This is a genomic window from Variovorax sp. E3, from assembly GCF_016082275.1.
In the GTDB taxonomy this organism is placed as follows: Bacteria; Pseudomonadota; Gammaproteobacteria; order Burkholderiales; family Burkholderiaceae_C; genus Variovorax.
The window spans coordinates 1-15,812 of record NZ_MOWM01000018.1; the positions used below are offsets into that span (position 1 = coordinate 1).

The 15,812-nt window shown below is 68.7% G+C and carries 12 protein-coding genes and 1 pseudogene; 7 read left to right on the forward strand and 6 right to left on the reverse strand.

Going from position 1 to position 15,812, the window contains the following annotated elements:
• Positions 1 to 31 precede the first annotated feature (31 nt).
• Positions 32 to 3,109, reverse strand: coding sequence for a formate dehydrogenase-N subunit alpha (fdnG, locus tag BMG07_RS09250; RefSeq protein WP_198084302.1), 3,078 nt, complete (start codon positions 3,107 to 3,109; stop codon positions 32 to 34).
• A gap of 589 nt (positions 3,110 to 3,698) precedes the next feature.
• Between fdnG and BMG07_RS09255 the strand changes: the two are divergent.
• Both BMG07_RS09255 and BMG07_RS09260 read left to right on the forward strand, forming a co-directional pair.
• Positions 3,699 to 6,214 (forward strand): annotated as a pseudogene (locus BMG07_RS09255) (ABC transporter permease).
• Positions 6,215 to 6,323: 109 nt separating this feature from the next.
• Positions 6,324 to 8,318: an AAA family ATPase gene (locus BMG07_RS09260; protein ID WP_269758801.1), complete on the forward strand. Its 1,995-nt coding sequence runs from the start codon at positions 6,324 to 6,326 to the stop codon at positions 8,316 to 8,318.
• A 24-nt stretch (positions 8,319 to 8,342) separates the two neighbouring features.
• On the opposite strand, the gene BMG07_RS09265 is transcribed toward BMG07_RS09260, so the two are convergent.
• The 3 genes from BMG07_RS09265 to BMG07_RS09275 are packed head-to-tail and all read right to left on the reverse strand — an operon-like array spanning position 8,343 to position 9,899.
• Positions 8,343 to 8,666 carry a type II toxin-antitoxin system RelE/ParE family toxin gene (locus BMG07_RS09265; protein WP_198084303.1) on the reverse strand — a complete coding sequence of 108 codons (324 nt, stop codon included), beginning with the start codon at positions 8,664 to 8,666 and terminating at the stop codon, positions 8,343 to 8,345.
• Complete coding sequence (locus tag BMG07_RS09270) at positions 8,663 to 8,935, reverse strand: type II toxin-antitoxin system Phd/YefM family antitoxin (protein ID WP_198084304.1); 273 nt, start codon at positions 8,933 to 8,935, stop codon at positions 8,663 to 8,665. Before BMG07_RS09270 ends, BMG07_RS09265 begins: the two co-directional genes overlap by 4 nt.
• A gap of 34 nt (positions 8,936 to 8,969) precedes the next feature.
• Positions 8,970 to 9,899: a LysR family transcriptional regulator gene (locus BMG07_RS09275; protein WP_198084305.1), complete on the reverse strand. Its 930-nt coding sequence runs from the start codon at positions 9,897 to 9,899 to the stop codon at positions 8,970 to 8,972.
• 114 nt (positions 9,900 to 10,013) lie between these two features.
• Between BMG07_RS09275 and BMG07_RS09280 the strand changes: the two genes are divergently transcribed.
• Entirely contained in the window at positions 10,014 to 11,525 is a 1,512-nt protein-coding gene (locus BMG07_RS09280; RefSeq protein WP_198084306.1) for an MFS transporter, read from the forward strand.
• Between the two features lie 12 nt (positions 11,526 to 11,537).
• On the opposite strand, the gene BMG07_RS09285 is transcribed toward BMG07_RS09280, so the two are convergent.
• Positions 11,538 to 12,431 carry a LysR family transcriptional regulator gene (locus BMG07_RS09285; protein WP_198084307.1) on the reverse strand — a complete coding sequence of 298 codons (894 nt, stop codon included), beginning with the start codon at positions 12,429 to 12,431 and terminating at the stop codon, positions 11,538 to 11,540.
• A gap of 121 nt (positions 12,432 to 12,552) precedes the next feature.
• Between BMG07_RS09285 and BMG07_RS09290 the strand changes: the two genes are divergently transcribed.
• The 4 genes from BMG07_RS09290 to BMG07_RS09305 all read left to right on the forward strand — a co-directional run bounded on the left by BMG07_RS09290 (position 12,553) and on the right by BMG07_RS09305 (position 15,059).
• The gene (locus BMG07_RS09290; RefSeq protein WP_198084308.1) at positions 12,553 to 13,296 is read left to right on the forward strand and encodes an SDR family oxidoreductase; all 744 of its coding nucleotides are present in this window, start codon (positions 12,553 to 12,555) and stop codon (positions 13,294 to 13,296) included.
• A 32-nt stretch (positions 13,297 to 13,328) separates the two neighbouring features.
• Positions 13,329 to 13,829, forward strand: a complete 501-nt coding sequence (locus BMG07_RS09295) for a DUF1097 domain-containing protein (protein ID WP_198084309.1) — start codon at positions 13,329 to 13,331, stop codon at positions 13,827 to 13,829.
• A 62-nt stretch (positions 13,830 to 13,891) separates the two neighbouring features.
• Positions 13,892 to 14,785, forward strand: coding sequence for an SDR family NAD(P)-dependent oxidoreductase (locus BMG07_RS09300; protein ID WP_198084310.1), 894 nt, complete (start codon positions 13,892 to 13,894; stop codon positions 14,783 to 14,785).
• Positions 14,786 to 14,834: 49 nt separating this feature from the next.
• Positions 14,835 to 15,059 carry a SlyX family protein gene (locus BMG07_RS09305; protein WP_198084311.1) on the forward strand — a complete coding sequence of 75 codons (225 nt, stop codon included), beginning with the start codon at positions 14,835 to 14,837 and terminating at the stop codon, positions 15,057 to 15,059.
• A gap of 7 nt (positions 15,060 to 15,066) precedes the next feature.
• Here BMG07_RS09305 and BMG07_RS09310 read toward each other — a convergent pair whose 3' ends face one another.
• Positions 15,067 to 15,753, reverse strand: a complete 687-nt coding sequence (locus BMG07_RS09310; protein WP_198084312.1) for a hemolysin III family protein — start codon at positions 15,751 to 15,753, stop codon at positions 15,067 to 15,069.
• Between the last annotated feature and the right edge of the window lie 59 nt (positions 15,754 to 15,812).

A 15,812-nucleotide genomic window follows, 5' to 3' on the forward strand; every position in this document is an offset into this window, starting at 1 on the left:
GGCATGGACATCGTCGCGTGCGTGCTTCATGTCATGCCTTCTCGATATTCACCGTGAACGACTTGTACTCCGGCGTCTGCGTGTTCGCGTCCCCCACGAACGGCGTCAGCGTGTTCACCAGGTAGCCCGGCTTCGCGATGCCGACGAAGCCCCAGTGGTTCGGCAGCCCCACCGTGTGCACGGTGCGCCCGTCGACCTGCAGCCCGACGATGCGCTTGGTCACCACCGCCACGGCCTTGATGTAGCCGCGCTTGCTCGACACCTTCACCGTGTCGCCGTGCGCGATGCCTTTCTCCTTCGCCAGCTCTTCGCCGATCTCGACGAACTGCTGCGGCTGGATGATGGCCGAGGTGCGCACGTTCTTGGTCCAGTAGTGGAAGTGCTCGGTCAGGCGGTAGCTGGTGGCCACGTACGGAAAGTCCTTCGGCACGCCGAGCCGCTCGAGGTCGCCCTTGAAGATGCGCGCCGCCGGGTTGGCGCGCGCCACCGCGTTGTTCGGGTGCATCAGGTTGTTGACCAGCGGCGACTCGAAGGGCTCGTAGTGCTCGGGCAGCGGCCCTTCGGCCATGCCCGTGGGCGCGAAGAGCCTCGCCACGCCCTCGGCCGTCATGATGAACGGGCGCACCGCCTCGGCTTCCATCGGGTTGGCGTCGGGCCGGATGTCCGGAACGTCCGCGCCGGTCCACTGCTTGCCGTTCCATGCGACGAGGGTGCGCCTGGCGATCCACGGCTTGCCCGTGGCCGGGTCGGTCGAGGCGCCGTTGTACAGGATGCGCCGGTTGGCCGGCCACGCCCACGCCCAGTTCTGCACCATGCCGATGCCGTACGGGTCGGCGTTGTCGCGCCGCGCCATCTGGTTGCCGGCCTGCGTCCACGCGCCGGCGTAGATCCAGCAGCCGCTGGCGGTGCTGCCGTCGTCGCGCAGCAGGCCGAAGCCCGAGAGCTGTTCGCCGGCCTTGGCCATGGGCGGCTTGGTCGGGTCTTTCGGGTCGAGCAGGTCGGTGAGCGCGCGGCCGTTGTATTCCATCGCCAGTTCCTGGGCGGACGGCGAATGCGCGATCTTGTAGGGCCACGTCAGCTTGACGATCGGGTCGGGGAAGGCGCCGCCGTCCTTGATGTAGGCCTGGCGCATGCGGTTGAAGATGCCCGCCACGATCTCGATGTCGCCCTTGGCCTCGCCCGGCGGCTCCGCGCCCTTCCAGTGCCACTGCAGCCAGCGGCTGGAGTTGGTGAGCGAGCCGTCTTCCTCCGCGAAGCAGGTCGACGGCAGGCGGAACACCGTGGTCTGGATCTCGGCGGTCTTGACGTCGTTGAACTCGCCGAAGTTGCGCCAGAACTCGCTGGTCTCCGTTATCAGCGGATCGATGGTGACGAGGAACTTGAGCCTGGAGAGACCGTCGACGATCTTCTTCTTGTCGGGGAACGAGCCCACCGGGTTGAAGCCCTGGCAGATGTAGCCGTTGAGCTTGCCCTGGTTCATGAGCTCGAAGGCCTGCAGCACGTCGTAGAGCTTGTCGATCTTGGGCAGGTAGTGAAAGGCCCAGTCGTTGTCGGCCGTGGCCGCGTCGCCCCACCACGACTTCTGCATGCTGACGAAGAACTTCGGGTAGTTCTGCCAGTAGCTCATCTGGTTGGGCCGCAGCGGCTTGAGCGCGCGGGTCTTGTAGTAGTCGTCCAGCGTCTGTTCGCTGTCACGCGCCAGCGACATGTAGCCCGTGAGCGAGTTCGACAGCAGCCCCAGGTCCGTGAGGCCCTGGATGTTGCTGTGCCCGCGCAGTGCGTTCATGCCGCCGCCCGCCACGCCGATGTTGCCCAGCAGCAGCTGCACGATGGCGCCGGTGCGGATCATCTGCGAGCCCTGGCTGTGCTGCGTCCAGCCCAGCGCGTACATGATGGTCATGGTGCGCGTGGACGTGCTGGTGCTGGCGATGTACTCGCACACCTTCAGGAACTTGTCCTGCGGGGTGCCGGTGATGCGGCTCACCATCTCGGGCGTGTAGCGCGCGTAGTGCCGCTTCATGACCTGCAGCACGCACTGCGGGTCCTGCATGGTCATGTCGACCTTGGCCATGCCCTGCTCGTCGAGCGCGTAGTTCCACGACTTGGGGTCGTAGTTGCGCTTCTCGGCGTTGTAGCCGCTGAAGATGCCGTCCTCGAACTTGTAGTCGGGCCCGACGATGAACGTGGCGTTGGTGTAGTTGCGCACGTACTCCGTCTGGATCTTCTCGTGGCTCAAGAGGTAGTTGATGACCCCCGACAGGAACGCGATGTCCGAGCCCGCCCGCACCGGCGCGTAGTAGTCGGCCATGGCGGCCGAGCGCGTGAAGCGCGGGTCGACCACCACCAGCCGCGCCTTGTTCTGCTTCTTGGCTTCGATCACCCACTTGAAGCCGCACGGGTGCGCCTCCGCCGCGTTGCCGCCCATGATCAGCACGACGTCCGCGTTCTGGATGTCCTGCCAGTGGTTGGTCATCGCGCCTCTGCCGAACGTCGGGGCCAGACTGGCCACCGTGGGTCCGTGTCAGACGCGTGCCTGGTTGTCGAACACCAGCATCCCGGTCGAGCGGAATGCCTTGTGCGTGATGTAGCCGGTTTCGTTGGACGAGGCCGAGGCGCAGAGCATGCCGCTGCTGATCCAGCGGTTCACGGTCTTGCCGTCGGCGTTGGTGGCCTGGAAGTTGGCGTCGCGGTCGGCCTTGAGCAGCTTGGCGATGCGGTCGAGCGCTTCGTCCCAGCCGATGCGCTTCCACTCGGTGCCGCCGGCCTCTCGCACCTCGGGGTACTTCAGGCGATTGGGGCTGTGCACGAAGTCGAGCAGGCCCGCGCCCTTGGGGCACAGCGTGCCGCGGTTCACGGGGTGGTCGGCATCGCCCTCGATGTGGAGGATGTCGGACACCACGTTCTTGGCCTTGTCGCCCAGGCTGTACATGATGAGCCCGCAGCCCACCGAGCAGTAGGGGCAGGTGTTGCGCGTCTCGGTGGTGCGCGCGAGCTTGAAGTTGCGGGCCTCGGCCAGCGCGGCGGTGGGCGAGAAGCCGAGCGCCACGATGCTGGAGCCGACCAGCCCCGCGCTGCTGACGCGGAAGAATTGCCGGCGGTTCATGTCCATGACGGAACCTCCTGCTGCGGTGAAGTGGGGTGTTTCATCGTGGTCTTCTTTTTGCTGGGGAAACTGGGCGCTGCTTCTTACTTGGGCGCGGTGGGCGCGGTGCCGTCGCCGCCGCTGGGCGCGGGCGGCGCGCCGCCGGACGCGTTGCCGCCGTTCGGGCCGCTCATGCCGCCGATGGCGGTGCCGCCTCGGAGGGGCCTTTATGGGATGCGTTGGCGTCGACGGGGTCGGCTGAATCGGCGGGCTTGATGCCGCTGGGGCTGGCGCCGAAGGTGCCGGGGCCGAGGGGGCTGCTGCCGTGCCGGCCGTGGGCTTGGGGTCACAGGCACTCAACAGCACGCCGAGGGCCAGGCAGAGGCCCAGGGTTGGCAGGTGCTGACATCGCGACATCGACACTCCTTCGGGGAAAGGATGGCCAGATAGTGGAATGTTTTTATCTGCCCCGCCGCCGCTTGCAGTAAATGCCCGATCAGCGCGGTGGGGTGTTTGTCGCATCATGCGACAGGGCCATGGTGCGGGCAAGTAGGCCAAAGCCGGCAATAACCCTTGAATCCGGCCGTGCGCGGGGCTCTCGGCTATCGTCGCGGCCATGAATGCCTCCCTCCGCCTGGGTTGGCGCACGCTCTGGCGCGACCTGCGCGCCGGCGAGCTGCGCCTGTTGATCGTCGCCGTGCTGCTGGCCGTGGCCGCGCTCACGGCCGTCGGCTTCTTCGCCGACCGTTTGCAGGGCGGCCTGCAGCGCGACGCGCGCCAGCTGCTGGGCGGCGACGCGGTGATCGTGAGCGACAACCCGACGCCCGACGCCTTCGTGGCGCAGGCGAAATCGCTGGGCCTCGAGGGCACCGGCACCTACGGCTTCCCCACCATGGCCCGCGCCGAAGACGCGCAGGGCGGCGCCAGCAAGCTGGTGGCGCTGAAGGCCGTCACCGCCGGCTACCCGCTGCGCGGCAGCCTGCAGACCTCGGCCACGCTGGACGGCGCGGGCGCGGTCACGCGTGACATTCCGCCGCCCGGCGAAGTCTGGGTCGACGCCTCGCTGCTCGACTCGCTGGGCCTGAAGATCGGCGACACCCTGCTGCTGGGCGACGCCGGCCTGCGCGTGGGCCGCGTCATCACGCTGGAGCCCGATCGCGGCGCCGGCTTCATGAGCTTTTCTCCGCGCGTGATGCTCAACCAGGCCGACGTGGCGCGCACCGCGCTCGTGCAGCCGGCCAGCCGCGTGGGCTACCGCTACGCCGTGGCCGGCAACGACGCGGCCGTGAAGCGCTTCAGCGACTGGGCCGACGCCACGCTCAAGAAGGGCGAGCTGCGCGGCGTGCGGCTCGACTCTTTCGAAAGCGGCCGGCCCGAGATGCGCCAGACGCTGGACCGCGCCGAGAAATTCCTCAGCCTGGTCGCGCTGCTCGCGGCGCTGCTGTCGGCCGTGGCCGTGGCGCTGGCCGCGCGCGGCTTCGCGGCCAGCCACCTGGACGACTGCGCCATGCTGCGCGTGCTCGGCCAGAGCCAGCGCACCATCGCCGCGGCCTACACCTTCGAGTTCGCGGTCATCGGCGTGGTCGCCAGCGGGCTCGGCGTGGCCATCGGCTTCGCGGTGCACTATGTGTTCGTGCTGCTGCTGGCCGGCCTGGTCGAAACCGCGCTGCCGTCGGCCACGCTGTGGCCCGTGGCCTTCGGCCTGGGCATGGGGCTCACACTGCTGTTCGCCTTCGGCCTGCCGCCGGTGCTGCAACTGGCGCGCGTGCCGCCGCTGCGCGTGATCCGGCGCGACGTGGGCGGCCTCAAGCCCGCGTCGCTCGCGGTGCTGGGCGTGGGCGTGGCGGGCTTCGCGGCGCTGTTGATGGCGGCCAGCAGCGACATCAAGCTGGGCCTGATCGCGGTCGGCGGCTTCGCGGGTGCGGTGGCGGTGTTCGCGCTGCTGAGCTGGCTCGCGGTGAAGGTGCTGCGCCGCAGCGTCAACGAGACGACCGCGCCGCGCTGGCTGGTGCTGGCCACGCGGCAGATCTCGGCGCGCCCGGCCTATGCGGTGGTGCAGGTCAGCGCGCTGGCCGTGGGCCTGCTGGCGCTGGTGCTGCTGGTGCTGCTGCGCACCGACCTGGTCGCGAGCTGGCGCCAGGCCACGCCGCCCGACGCGCCCAACCGCTTCGTCATCAACGTCATGCCCGACCAGAGCGAGGCCTTCCAGAAGTCGCTGCGCGACGCGGGCGTGGGCAAGTTCGACTGGTACCCGATGATCCGCGGCCGCCTCGTTGCCATCAACGACAAGCCCGTGACGCCCGACGACTACGCCGAAGACCGCGCCAAGCGCCTGGTCGACCGCGAGTTCAATCTCAGCAACAGCGTGCAAGCGCCCGCGCACAACAGCATCACGTCGGGCAAGTGGACGCCCGACGCCAAGAACGAAGTGAGCGTGGAAGAGGGCCTGGCCGAGACGCTGGGCCTGAAGCTGGGCGACACGCTGCGCTTCGACATCGGCGGCATGCAGAACGACGCGCGCATCACCTCGCTGCGCAAGGTCGACTGGGGCTCGCTGCACGCCAACTTCTTCGTGATGTACACGGTGGCCTCGCTGGCCGACGTGCCCGTGACCTACATGGGCGCCTTCCGCGCGCCCGAGACGCGCGGCTTCGACAACGCGCTGGTGCGCAGCTACCCGAACGTGACCAACGTCGACATGAGCGCCACCATCAACCAGCTGCAGCGCGTGCTCGACCAGGTGATCCGCGCGGTCGAATTCCTGTTCGGGTTCACGCTGGCGGCGGGGCTGGTGGTGCTGTTCGCGGCGGTCACGGCCACGCGCGAGGAGCGGGCGCGCGAGTTCGCGGTGATGCGCGCGGTGGGCGCGCGCGCCAGCCTGCTGCGCCAGGTGCAGCGCGCGGAGCTGGCGGGCGCGGGCTGCTCGCGGGTTTCCTGGCGAGCATCGTGGCCTCGGTGATCGGCTGGGCGCTGGCGCGCTATGTGTTCGAGTTCACTTGGACCGCCTCGCCCGTGGTGCCGATTGCCGGCGCGCTGGCCGGCGCGGTGCTGGCGCTGGGTGCGGGATGGTGGGGCCTGCGCGACGTGCTGCGCCGCCCGGTGGTCGACACGCTGCGGCGCGCGGCGGAGTAGCCCCGGGTAGCCCCCGCGTAGCAATATTTTTCTTTGGCCACGGGCCGGACGGCCGGGAATGCAATACATTCCCCGGCCCCGTATCCATTTCCGAAGTGAACCCCCTCACATGCGCTTGGCGTCATTCCAGATCACCAACTTTCGCTCGATCAACGACAGCGGCTCCATCGATTCCACACAGATCACGGCGATCCTCGGTCGAAATGACAGCGGCAAATCGAACCTGCTGCGCGCGCTCCACAGCCTGAACCCGGCCGAAGGCCTGGTCGAACTCAGCCCCATCAAGGACTTTCCGCGCCACCGCCGGCTCGAGGAATGCACGGCCGACACGCCCGTCGTCGAAACCCGCTGGGCGCTCGACGAGGCCGAGCAGGCCGCGCTGGCCGAGATCCTGCCGCGCGCCGCCGGCGTGCGCCATGTCACCGCCGGTCGCGGCTACGGCACCACGCGCTGGTCCGGGCTCGAAGGCCTGAGCGCGCTGTCGCTCGACGTCGGCGACATCAAGGCCAAGGTCCGCAAGATCGTGCCGGCCGTCAAGGCCGCCGCCGAGAAGGTCGCCGAGGAATCGCGCGCGCTGCTCGAGCAGGAGTCCGACACCTTCGACGCGGCCATGATCATGAGCCCCGACTACGTCAAGTGGTCCGACGGCGCCGTCAAGGCCATGCAGGCGCTGCGCAAGGCGCTGGCCGTGGCCGACGCCGAGCTCAGCGACAAGCAGGAGCAGATGCTGGCCGAGCTGGAAGACATGGCCCGCGCCATCGCCAACGACGAGCCCGCGCTGGCCCGCGCCCGCGCCTGGGTGCTGGAGCACCTGCCGCGCTTCGTGTACGTGGACGAATACCCGGCGCTGCCCGGCCGCCAGAACATCGCCGAATACCTGGGCCGCCAGGGCTGGGGCCAGCTCACGCCCGAGCAGCAGAGCTTCGGCAAGCTGTGCAAGGTGGCGGGGCTCGACCCGCAGCAACTGCAGAACCTGCTCGAGAAGAACGACCAGGCCACGCGCAACCAGCTCGCCAACCGCGCGGGCTCGGTGGTGACCGCCGAGATCCGCCGCCTGTGGAACGACCGCCCGCTGAAGGTGCGCTTCAGCCTCGACGGCCAGTACCTCGACACGCTGGTGTCCGACCCGAACGGCGCCTACGAAGTCGAGGTGAACCTGGAAGAGCGCAGCCGCGGCTTCCAGTGGTTCTTCTCGTTCTATGTCGCGTTCTTCGCCGACACCCAGGGCGGCCGCGCGGAAGACGCCATCCTGCTGCTCGACGAGCCCGGCCTGCACCTGCACGCCCACTCGCAGGCCGACCTGCTGGCGCACTTCGAGAAAGACTTCGGCAACCAGATCATCTACACCACGCACTCGCCGTTCATGGTGCCCACGCACCGCCTCGACGCGGTGCGCACCGCCAGCCTGGACGAGACCCATGGCACGACGGTGAGCAACACGGCGCAAGGGGATGAGCGCACGCTGTTCCCGCTGAAGGCCGCGCTGGCGCTGAGCCGGGTTGCGCAGAGCGAGCCGGCGAAGGCGGAGGCCGTGAAGCCCGTGGCGGCGGCTGTGAAGGCGGAGGCGACGAAGCCGGCGGCTGCCGCCAAGGTGGCCGTGGAGGGCGCAAAGCCTGCCAAGGCGGCCAAGGCTGCGGAGGTGGTGGCGCCTGCTGTTGCTGCGCCTGTCGTTGCGCCGGCGCCTGTCGCGGCATCGGCTCCGGCGAAGGTGGAGCCTGCGAAGCCCGTCGAGGTGGCCCCAGTTGCCGAGGCTGCACCGGCTGCTGTGCCTGCGCCAGCTCCGACGAAGGCGGAGCCTGCGAAGCCAGTGGTGGCGGAGAGCGCGAAGCCTGTCGAGGCAGCGCCCGTTGCCGTGGCTGCACCTGTTGCCGTGCCGATTGCGGCACCCGCAGAAGCGCCAGCACCGATGAAGCCGGAGCCCGTGAAAGCGGAAGCTGCGGAGAGCGTCAAGCCTGCGGAAGTGGCAGCGCCTGTCGTCGCAGCTGCGATTGCCATCGAGCCGGAACCCGTGAAGCCCGTGATCGCGGAAAGCGCCAAGACCGAAGAAACGCCCGTCAGCACTGTCGCTGAACAGGCGGACGGCGAACTCACGCAGGCCGCGTAAGAGCAGCGCCGAGGACTCGCTTGCTCATGCCGCGCCAACGATACGCCGCATGAGCAGGCCTTTCAGGTCCCTTCGCGTGTCGCAGACGAGGTGGATGTAGGCCGCATCCACTCTCACTTCATAGATGATGCGATTCATGCCCGAAATGACCTGTCGATACTGGGCGACGTTCAGGTCCTCCAACTCGTCGGGCACCCGGCCCGCTTGAGGATGTGCTTCGATCAGCGCCACGGACTCCTTGATCTTTGCGTAGCTGCTGGCCCAGGCAGTCGAACCGAAGTTCTTGATGACGTAGCGTCGCAGGTCCTTCAGGTCGGCTTCGGCCGACTGCAAGAACACGACCTTCATTGCGCGTCTTCTTTGTCCAGGTCGGCGAAGACGTCTGTGGCTGATCGGAAGTGGCCCTTCTCGATTTCACGGTTTCCAAGTGCGAGAACCTTGAGGAGCGCGAGCGTGGCTTCGTGTTCTTCATAGGACTGGACATCCATCACCACAAGCTTGGCTTCGCCGTTCTGGGTGATGACCAAGGGCTCCCGGGTTTCGGAAAGCGTTTTGACGATGTCCGCCGCATGGCTCTTGAGATAGCTGATGGGTTTGACTTGCGTGGAGAAATTCATTGCTCGCCCTGTCCAAAATTATTAGTCGGACTAATTATGGTCTGAATTTGGTCCAATCGGTCGCCGCCGTGGGCACCGCGGTGCCTTCTTCCCTGAACATCCGCTCCCCCGCGAAGTCCACGAACGCCCGCACCTTCGGCGACAACTGCCGGCTCGACGGCCACAGCGCCGAGAACTGCCCCTGCCGCGCTATGTGCCCGCAGAGCACGCATTGCAGCTCCCCGCGCCCCAGCGAATCGCGCGCGAGAAAGTCGGGCATGTAGGCCACGCCGAGCCCGGCGACGGCGGCGCCCAGCATGGCCTCCATGTTGTTGCACAGCAGGGTAGCGGGCAGTTGCTCGGGCAGGCCGGGCAAGTCCCATTCCTCGATCTTCCCGCCGGTGACGAACTTGTAGCGCAGGCAGGCGTGGTTCGCGAGATCGGCCGGCACCTGCGGCACGCCGTGGCGCGCCAGGTAGGCGGGCGAGGCCACGAGCACGAACTGGAACGGGCCCAGCCGCCGGGCCACCAGCTGCGAGTCGACGAGGTCGCCGCTGCGGATGGCCACGTCGACACCTTCGGCGATCACGTCCACCAGCCGGTCGTTGAAGTCGAGGTCGAGCTCGATCTCGGGGTAAGCGGCCTTGAACGCCGGCAGGATCGGCAGCAGAAAGCGGTAGCCGATGGTCGGCAGGCTCACGCGCAGCCGGCCGCGCGGCGCGGCGACGGCGTCCTGCATCATGGCCCGCGCGTCGTCCAGCTCGTCGAGGATGCGGCGGCAGCGCTCGTGGAACAGCGCGCCCTCCTGCGTGAGCCGCGTGTGGCGCGTGGTGCGGTTGAACAGTCGCACGCCGAGCTGCTGCTCGAGCCGCGCCACGTTCTTGCCCACTGCCGAGGCCGAAATGCCGAGCTGCCGCCCGGCCTTGGCAAAGCTGAGCTGGTCGGCCGCCCGCACGAAAGATTCGAGTCCGCTGAAGCTGTCCATGGATTGATTCGCAACCTTGGGTTGGGGGTCTGAGGATCAATGGTGCCATTTTTATTTCATTGATTCCTTTCTATCTTCTCTCCCTCGTCTTTTCCGTGCGAAAGCCTTTTTCCGATGTCCTCGTCTTCTTCGTCCAAGAACTGGCTGCTGGCCGCCGTCTGCCTCGCGGCGCTGGGCATGCCGCTGAGCTTCACCGGCCCGGCGGTGGTGCTGCCCGCGATCCGCGACGCGCTCGGCGGCAGCCCGGTGCAACTCAACTGGGTGACCAACGCCTTCATGCTGAGCTTCGGCGCCACGCTGATGGCGGCCGGCGCGCTGGCCGACGCCTACGGCCGCAAGCGCGTGTTCCTGCAGGGGCTGGCGGTGGTGGCGCTGAGCAGTTCGCTGCTGACGCTGGCGCCCGGCATCGTCGGCTTCGACCTCGCGCGGGCACTGCAGGGGCTGGGCTCGGCGGCGGCTTTTGCGGCGGGCACGGCGGCGCTGGCGCAGGTGTTCGACGGCGCGGCGCGCACGCGGGCCTTCAGCCTGATCGGCACGTCGTTCGGCGTGGGGCTGTCGTGCGGCGCCATTCTTTCGGGCTGGCTCGCGGAGCGCTTCGGCTGGCAGGCGGTGATGCTGAGCCCCGGCGCGGTGAGCCTGCTGGCGCTGTGCATCGCCGCGCCCGCCATGCACGAGTCGCGCAACCCGAATGCAATGGGGCTCGACGTGCAGGGCACGCTCACTTTCACCGCCGCGCTGAGCCTGCTGACGCTGGGCGTGCTGCAGGCGCCCGACAGCGGCTGGGGCAGCCCGTGGGTGCTGGGCGCGCTGGCGGGGGCGGTGCTGATGGGCGCGGCCTTCATTGCCATCGAGCGGCGCGTGGCGCATCCGATGCTCGACCTGTCGCTGTTCCGCTTTCCGCGCTTCGTCGGCGTGCAATTGCTCGCCGCGGCGCCGGCCTATGGGTTCGTGGTGTTGCTGGTGCTGCTGCCGATTCGCTTCATCGGGCTGGAAGGCCGCAGCGCGCTGGAGGCGGGCGGCTTCATGTTCGCGCTGTCGGGCCCGATCCTGGTGGTGCCGACGCTGGCGGCGTGGCTCGCGCACCGCTTCTCGGCGGGCGTGATCTCGGCGGTGGGGCTGCTGGTGTGCGCGGTGGGGCTGTTCTGGCTCAGCCGCTGCGCGCCGGGGGCGCCGCTGCACGAGCTGGTGTGGGCGCTGCTGCTGATCGGCGCGGGCATCGGCCTGCCGTGGGGGCTGATGGACGGGCTGGCCGTGAGCGTGGTGCCGCGCGAGCGCGCGGGCATGGCGTCGGGCATCTTCAACACCGTGCGCGTGGCGGGCGAGGGCATCGCGCTGGCGCTGGTGGGCGCGGGGCTGACGGCGCTGGTGACGCTGCAACTGGGGCCTGCGGCGGCCGCGTCGCAGGCGGCGCAGCGGATGACGACGGGGGACTTGGCGCAGGCAATGGCGTTGCTGCCGGGGGTGGACCGCGCGGGGCTGTTGCACGCGTATGGCGCGGCGTTCAGCACGCTGCTGTGCGTGCTGGCGGGGGTGACGGTGGTCACGGCGCTGGTGGTGTTTGCGTTCCTGCGAGGGGAGACGCAAGACAACGCGGCAGTTGTGGCGTTGGAGTCGCCGGCTTGTTGAAGGACGGGGGCCTCAGGTGCTGGCCGCCTCGAAGATGTCGCGCAGCCACTGCGTGAACACGCGCACGCGTGACGACAGCTGCCGGTTCTGCGAATACAGCACCGACACGGGCATCGGCGGCGGCGCGAAGTCGGGCAGCAGCACCTGGAGCCGCCCGTCCGCCAGCTCGGCCGCCACGCGGTAGCGCGGCACCTGCACCAGCCCCAGGCCCGCGATGGCCGAGCCCGTGTACAGGTCGGTGCCCGTCACCGAGACGATGCCGCCGAGCTGCACGGTGGTCACGCGGCCGTCGACCGTGAACTCCAGCGGCACCGCCTTGCCCGTGGCACTGGAGATGTAGTTGATGGCGCGGTGCGCGGCCAGCGCCTCCACGCTGCCGGGCTCGCCGTGCGCCGCGATGTAGGCGGGGCTCGCGACCGTCACCTGCGGCAGCAGCGCCACGCGCCGCCCGACCATCGACGAGTCTTGCAGCGTGCCCGCGCGCAGCACGCAGTCGACGCCCTCGCGCACCAGGTCGACCAGCCGGTCGTCCTCGCCGATGTGCAGCGCCAGCTCGGGGTAGCGCGCCAGGAAGTCCGGCAGCGCCGGCACCACGAAGTGCTTTGCCAGCGTGCCTTGCAGGTTCACGCGCAGCAGGCCCTTGGGCGCCTCGTCGCGGAACAGGCCCTCGGCCTCTTCCACGTCGGCCAGCAGGCGCACGCAGCGGCGGTAGTAGGCCTCGCCGTCCTGCGTGAGGCGCACGGTGCGGGTGGTGCGCTCCAGCAGCCGCGTGCCGACGCGCTGCTCGATGCGCTTGATCAGGTTGGTGACGGTGGCGCGCGGAATCTGCAGATCTTCGGAGGCCTGCGTGAAGCTCTGGCGCTCGGCGATGCGCACGAAGGCCTGCATTTCCTGGAAGCGGTCCATGGGGGCCCCGTGCTGGATTGTTGAAGTAAATGGAATGGTAATGGCGATTTCGTGCTGATTATCTTTTGGGTGGAACGATCGATCATCCGTCTCACCAACCAACCCAGCAAGGAAACACGCCATGAACCAGCTCACCCAACCCAAGGTCGCCCTCGTCACCGGCGCATCGCGCGGCATCGGCGCCGCCGTCGCGCAGCGCCTCGCCAAAGACGGCTTTGCCGTCGCCGTCAACTACGCGTCGAGCCCGGCGCAGGCCGACGCGCTCGTCGCCGAACTGCGGGCGGCCGGCGGCAAGGCCTTCGCGGTCCAGGCCGACGTGGCCAGCGCCGACGAAGTGCGCGCCATGTTCGACGCGGTCGAGGCGCAACTCGGCAAGGTCGACGTGCTCGTCAACAACGCCGGCGTGCTCAAGACCGTGCCCCTGGCCGAGCACACCGACGCGCTCTACGACCAGACCTTCGACATCAATGTGCGCGGCACCTTCAACACGCTGCGCGAGGCCGCCACGCGCCTGAACGCGGGCGGGCGCATCGTCAATTTCTCGAGCACCACGCTGGCGCTGAACATGCCCGGCTATGCGATCTACAACGCCACCAAGGCGGCGGTCGAGGCCTTCACGCATGTGTTCGCCAAGGAACTGCGCGGCCGCGAGATCACGGTGAACGCCGTGGCGCCGGGCCCCATCGCCACCTCGCTGTTCCTCGATGGCAAGACCGAGGAGCAGATCCAGGCCTTCGCGAAGATGCCGCCGCTGCAGCGCCTGGGCCAGCCCGGGGACATCGCCTCCGTGGTCTCGTTCCTCGCCGGCCCCGATGCGGGCTGGGTCAACGGCCAGGTCCTGCGCGCCAACGGCGGCGTGGCCTGAGCGCCCGTGGCCACGTTCCAGGAGAAATCATCATGAGCCGACCGAACCCGTCCGCCGCAGCCCCGCGTTTCTTCAGCGTGGCCTATTCGGCCTTCACGCTCGCCGCCGCGGTGGTCGCCGCTGCCGCCTCGGGGCTGGCCCTTGTCCTCGAACTGCCCGTCTGGGCGATGTTCGTCGGCTGGGTGGCCTTCTACACGCGCGGCGTCACGGCGCGCGACGGCGTGTTCAACCTCGCCTGCGTGAGCCTGGGCGTGCTGATCGGCAAGGCCGCGGCCGTGGCCATCGGTGCGCTGAGCCCCGTCGTGGGCGCCATGGCGCTGCCCCTGGTGGTGCTGGTCGTCGCGCTGGTCGTGGTGTCGATGCGCGGCGTGCCGCGCTTGAACAACCTGCTGTGCTACTTCCTCGGGCTGATCGCGTTCTTCGCGATCCACCGGCCGCCTTCGCTTGCGCTGTTCGGCACCTTGGGCGGCGCGGTCGCTCTCGGGTCGGTGGCTGCGTGGGCGGCGCATGCGCTGCAGCGCCGCGTGCATTGAAGAGAAGACGCGCCTTCCGATCCCCCCAATTCCATTCATTCATTCATTCCAGGAGTTCCATCATGCAATCCGTCATCCTCGTCACCGGGGCCGGCACCGGCATCGGCAAGCTCACCGCGCAGTCCCTCGCCGAAGCGGGCCACGTCGTCTACGCCTCGATGCGCGACATCGGGGGCCGCAACAACGCACGCGCCGCCGAGCTGCGCGCACTCGCCGCGGCGAAGAACATCCAGCTGCACCCGCTCGAACTCGACGTGCTCTCGCAAGCATCGGCCGATGCCGCCGCCGCGACCATCGTGCGGGAGCAGGGCCACCTCGACGTGGTGATGCAGAACGCAGGCCATCTGGTGGTCGGCCCGACCGAGGCCTTCACGCCCGAGGAAATCACGAAGGTGTTCGACACCAACGTGCTCGGCGCGCAGCGCGTGAACCGCGCGGTGCTGCCGCACCTGCGCAAGCAGGAGTCGGGGCTGATGCTGTGGATCAGCAGCACCACCACCAAGGGCGGCTTTCCGCCGTTCATGGGGCCGTACGGCGCGGCCAAGGCGGCGATGGATTCGCTGGCCGTGACGCTGGCCTACGAGATCGCGCGCTTCGGCATCGAGACCTCGATCGTCGTGCCCGGCGCCTTCACCAAGGGCACCGACCACTTCCCGAGCGCGGGCAAGCCGGCCGATGCGGCCACCGCCGTCGCCTACGGCCGCTACGACGGTGTGATGGACCAGATCGGCGCGCGCCTGTCGGCCCTCATGCCCGACAACGCCGACCCGCAGGCCGTGGCCGACGAGATCGTGCGCATCGTGGGCCTGCCCGCCGGCACGCGGCCGATGCGCTCGCTGATCGACTTCGTGGGCGACGGCGCGGCGCAGGTGTTCGAGGTGTCGGAACGCGTGCGCATCGAATTCGCCAGGCGCATCGGCATGGGCGACCTGCTGGAGGCCAAGGTCAGGCGCTGAGCGGGGCGTCACAAAAGCGTGGCCGGTCTTCCTGTCCAATAGCGGCACCATGGAAAACCAACCGAACGAACTTGCAGAGCGCGTGACCGAGCTCGAAATCAAGTCGAGCTACGCCGAAGACCTGCTGGACCAGCTGAACATGACGATCTACCGCCAACAGCAGCAGATCGACCGGCTGATCCTGCAGGTCACGCAACTGCGCGAGCAGAGCCAGAACGCGTCGCAGGACGGCGCGGCCCGCAACCCGCGCGACGAGCTACCGCCGCACTATTGAAAACAGATCAGCCGTGCGAGTGCCAGAGGACGGCGAAGAAGTGGCAAGTGCTGCCGGCCAAGACGAACAGGTGCCACACCGAGTGGGCGAAGCGGATCTTGTTGTCGAACAGAAACACCACGGCGCCGGCCGTGTAGAACAGCCCGCCGGCCACCAACCAGCCCAGCCCGGCGGCCGACATGCGCTCGTACAGCGGCACGGCGGCCATCAACGCCATCCAGCCCATGGCCACGTACAGCCCGGTCGACCACAGCGGGTGCTGCAGCCGGTTGAACAGCTTGGCGCTCACGCCCAGCACGGCTGCCGCGCAGATGGCGCCGAACAGCGTCCAGCCCAGCGGCCCGCGCAGCACGCCGAACACGAAGGGCATGTAGCTGCCTGCGATGAACAGGTAGATGGCCGCGTGGTCCAGCCGGTTGAACCAGGCCTTGGCGCGGCCCATCGGCAGTGCGTGGTACAGCGTGGAGATCAGGTACAGCACGATGGCCGTGCCCGCGAACAGGCAGGCGCCGACAACGCCCGCGGCCTGCCCCTTCTGCGCCGCGCTGTAGACCAGGATGGGCAGCGCGGCAATGGCCAGCGCCAGGCCCAGTCCGTGGCTCAGCGCGTTGAAGAGCTCTTCCATCGCGGTCTGGTCGCGCGCTGCGAGTACCGGGGCGCGGGGCGAGGGGTGCGTCTGTGAACTGGAAGTCATCGAAACCTCATGCGGAAGGGGTGTCATGGCGAGCCTGCAAGATCCGCACCTTGCCGGCC

Coding starts and splice junctions, on each gene's coding strand:
- BMG07_RS09260 (WP_269758801.1), top strand. CDS start 6,324: ATGCGCTTGGCGTCATTCCAGATCACCAACTTTCGCTCGATCAACGAC.
- BMG07_RS09265 (WP_198084303.1), bottom strand. CDS start 8,666: ATGAAGGTCGTGTTCTTGCAGTCGGCCGAAGCCGACCTGAAGGACCTG.
- BMG07_RS09270 (WP_198084304.1), bottom strand. CDS start 8,935: ATGAATTTCTCCACGCAAGTCAAACCCATCAGCTATCTCAAGAGCCAT.
- BMG07_RS09275 (WP_198084305.1), bottom strand. CDS start 9,899: ATGGACAGCTTCAGCGGACTCGAATCTTTCGTGCGGGCGGCCGACCAG.
- BMG07_RS09280 (WP_198084306.1), top strand. CDS start 10,014: ATGTCCTCGTCTTCTTCGTCCAAGAACTGGCTGCTGGCCGCCGTCTGC.
- BMG07_RS09285 (WP_198084307.1), bottom strand. CDS start 12,431: ATGGACCGCTTCCAGGAAATGCAGGCCTTCGTGCGCATCGCCGAGCGC.
- BMG07_RS09290 (WP_198084308.1), top strand. CDS start 12,553: ATGAACCAGCTCACCCAACCCAAGGTCGCCCTCGTCACCGGCGCATCG.
- BMG07_RS09295 (WP_198084309.1), top strand. CDS start 13,329: ATGAGCCGACCGAACCCGTCCGCCGCAGCCCCGCGTTTCTTCAGCGTG.
- BMG07_RS09300 (WP_198084310.1), top strand. CDS start 13,892: ATGCAATCCGTCATCCTCGTCACCGGGGCCGGCACCGGCATCGGCAAG.
- BMG07_RS09305 (WP_198084311.1), top strand. CDS start 14,835: ATGGAAAACCAACCGAACGAACTTGCAGAGCGCGTGACCGAGCTCGAA.
- BMG07_RS09310 (WP_198084312.1), bottom strand. CDS start 15,753: ATGACTTCCAGTTCACAGACGCACCCCTCGCCCCGCGCCCCGGTACTC.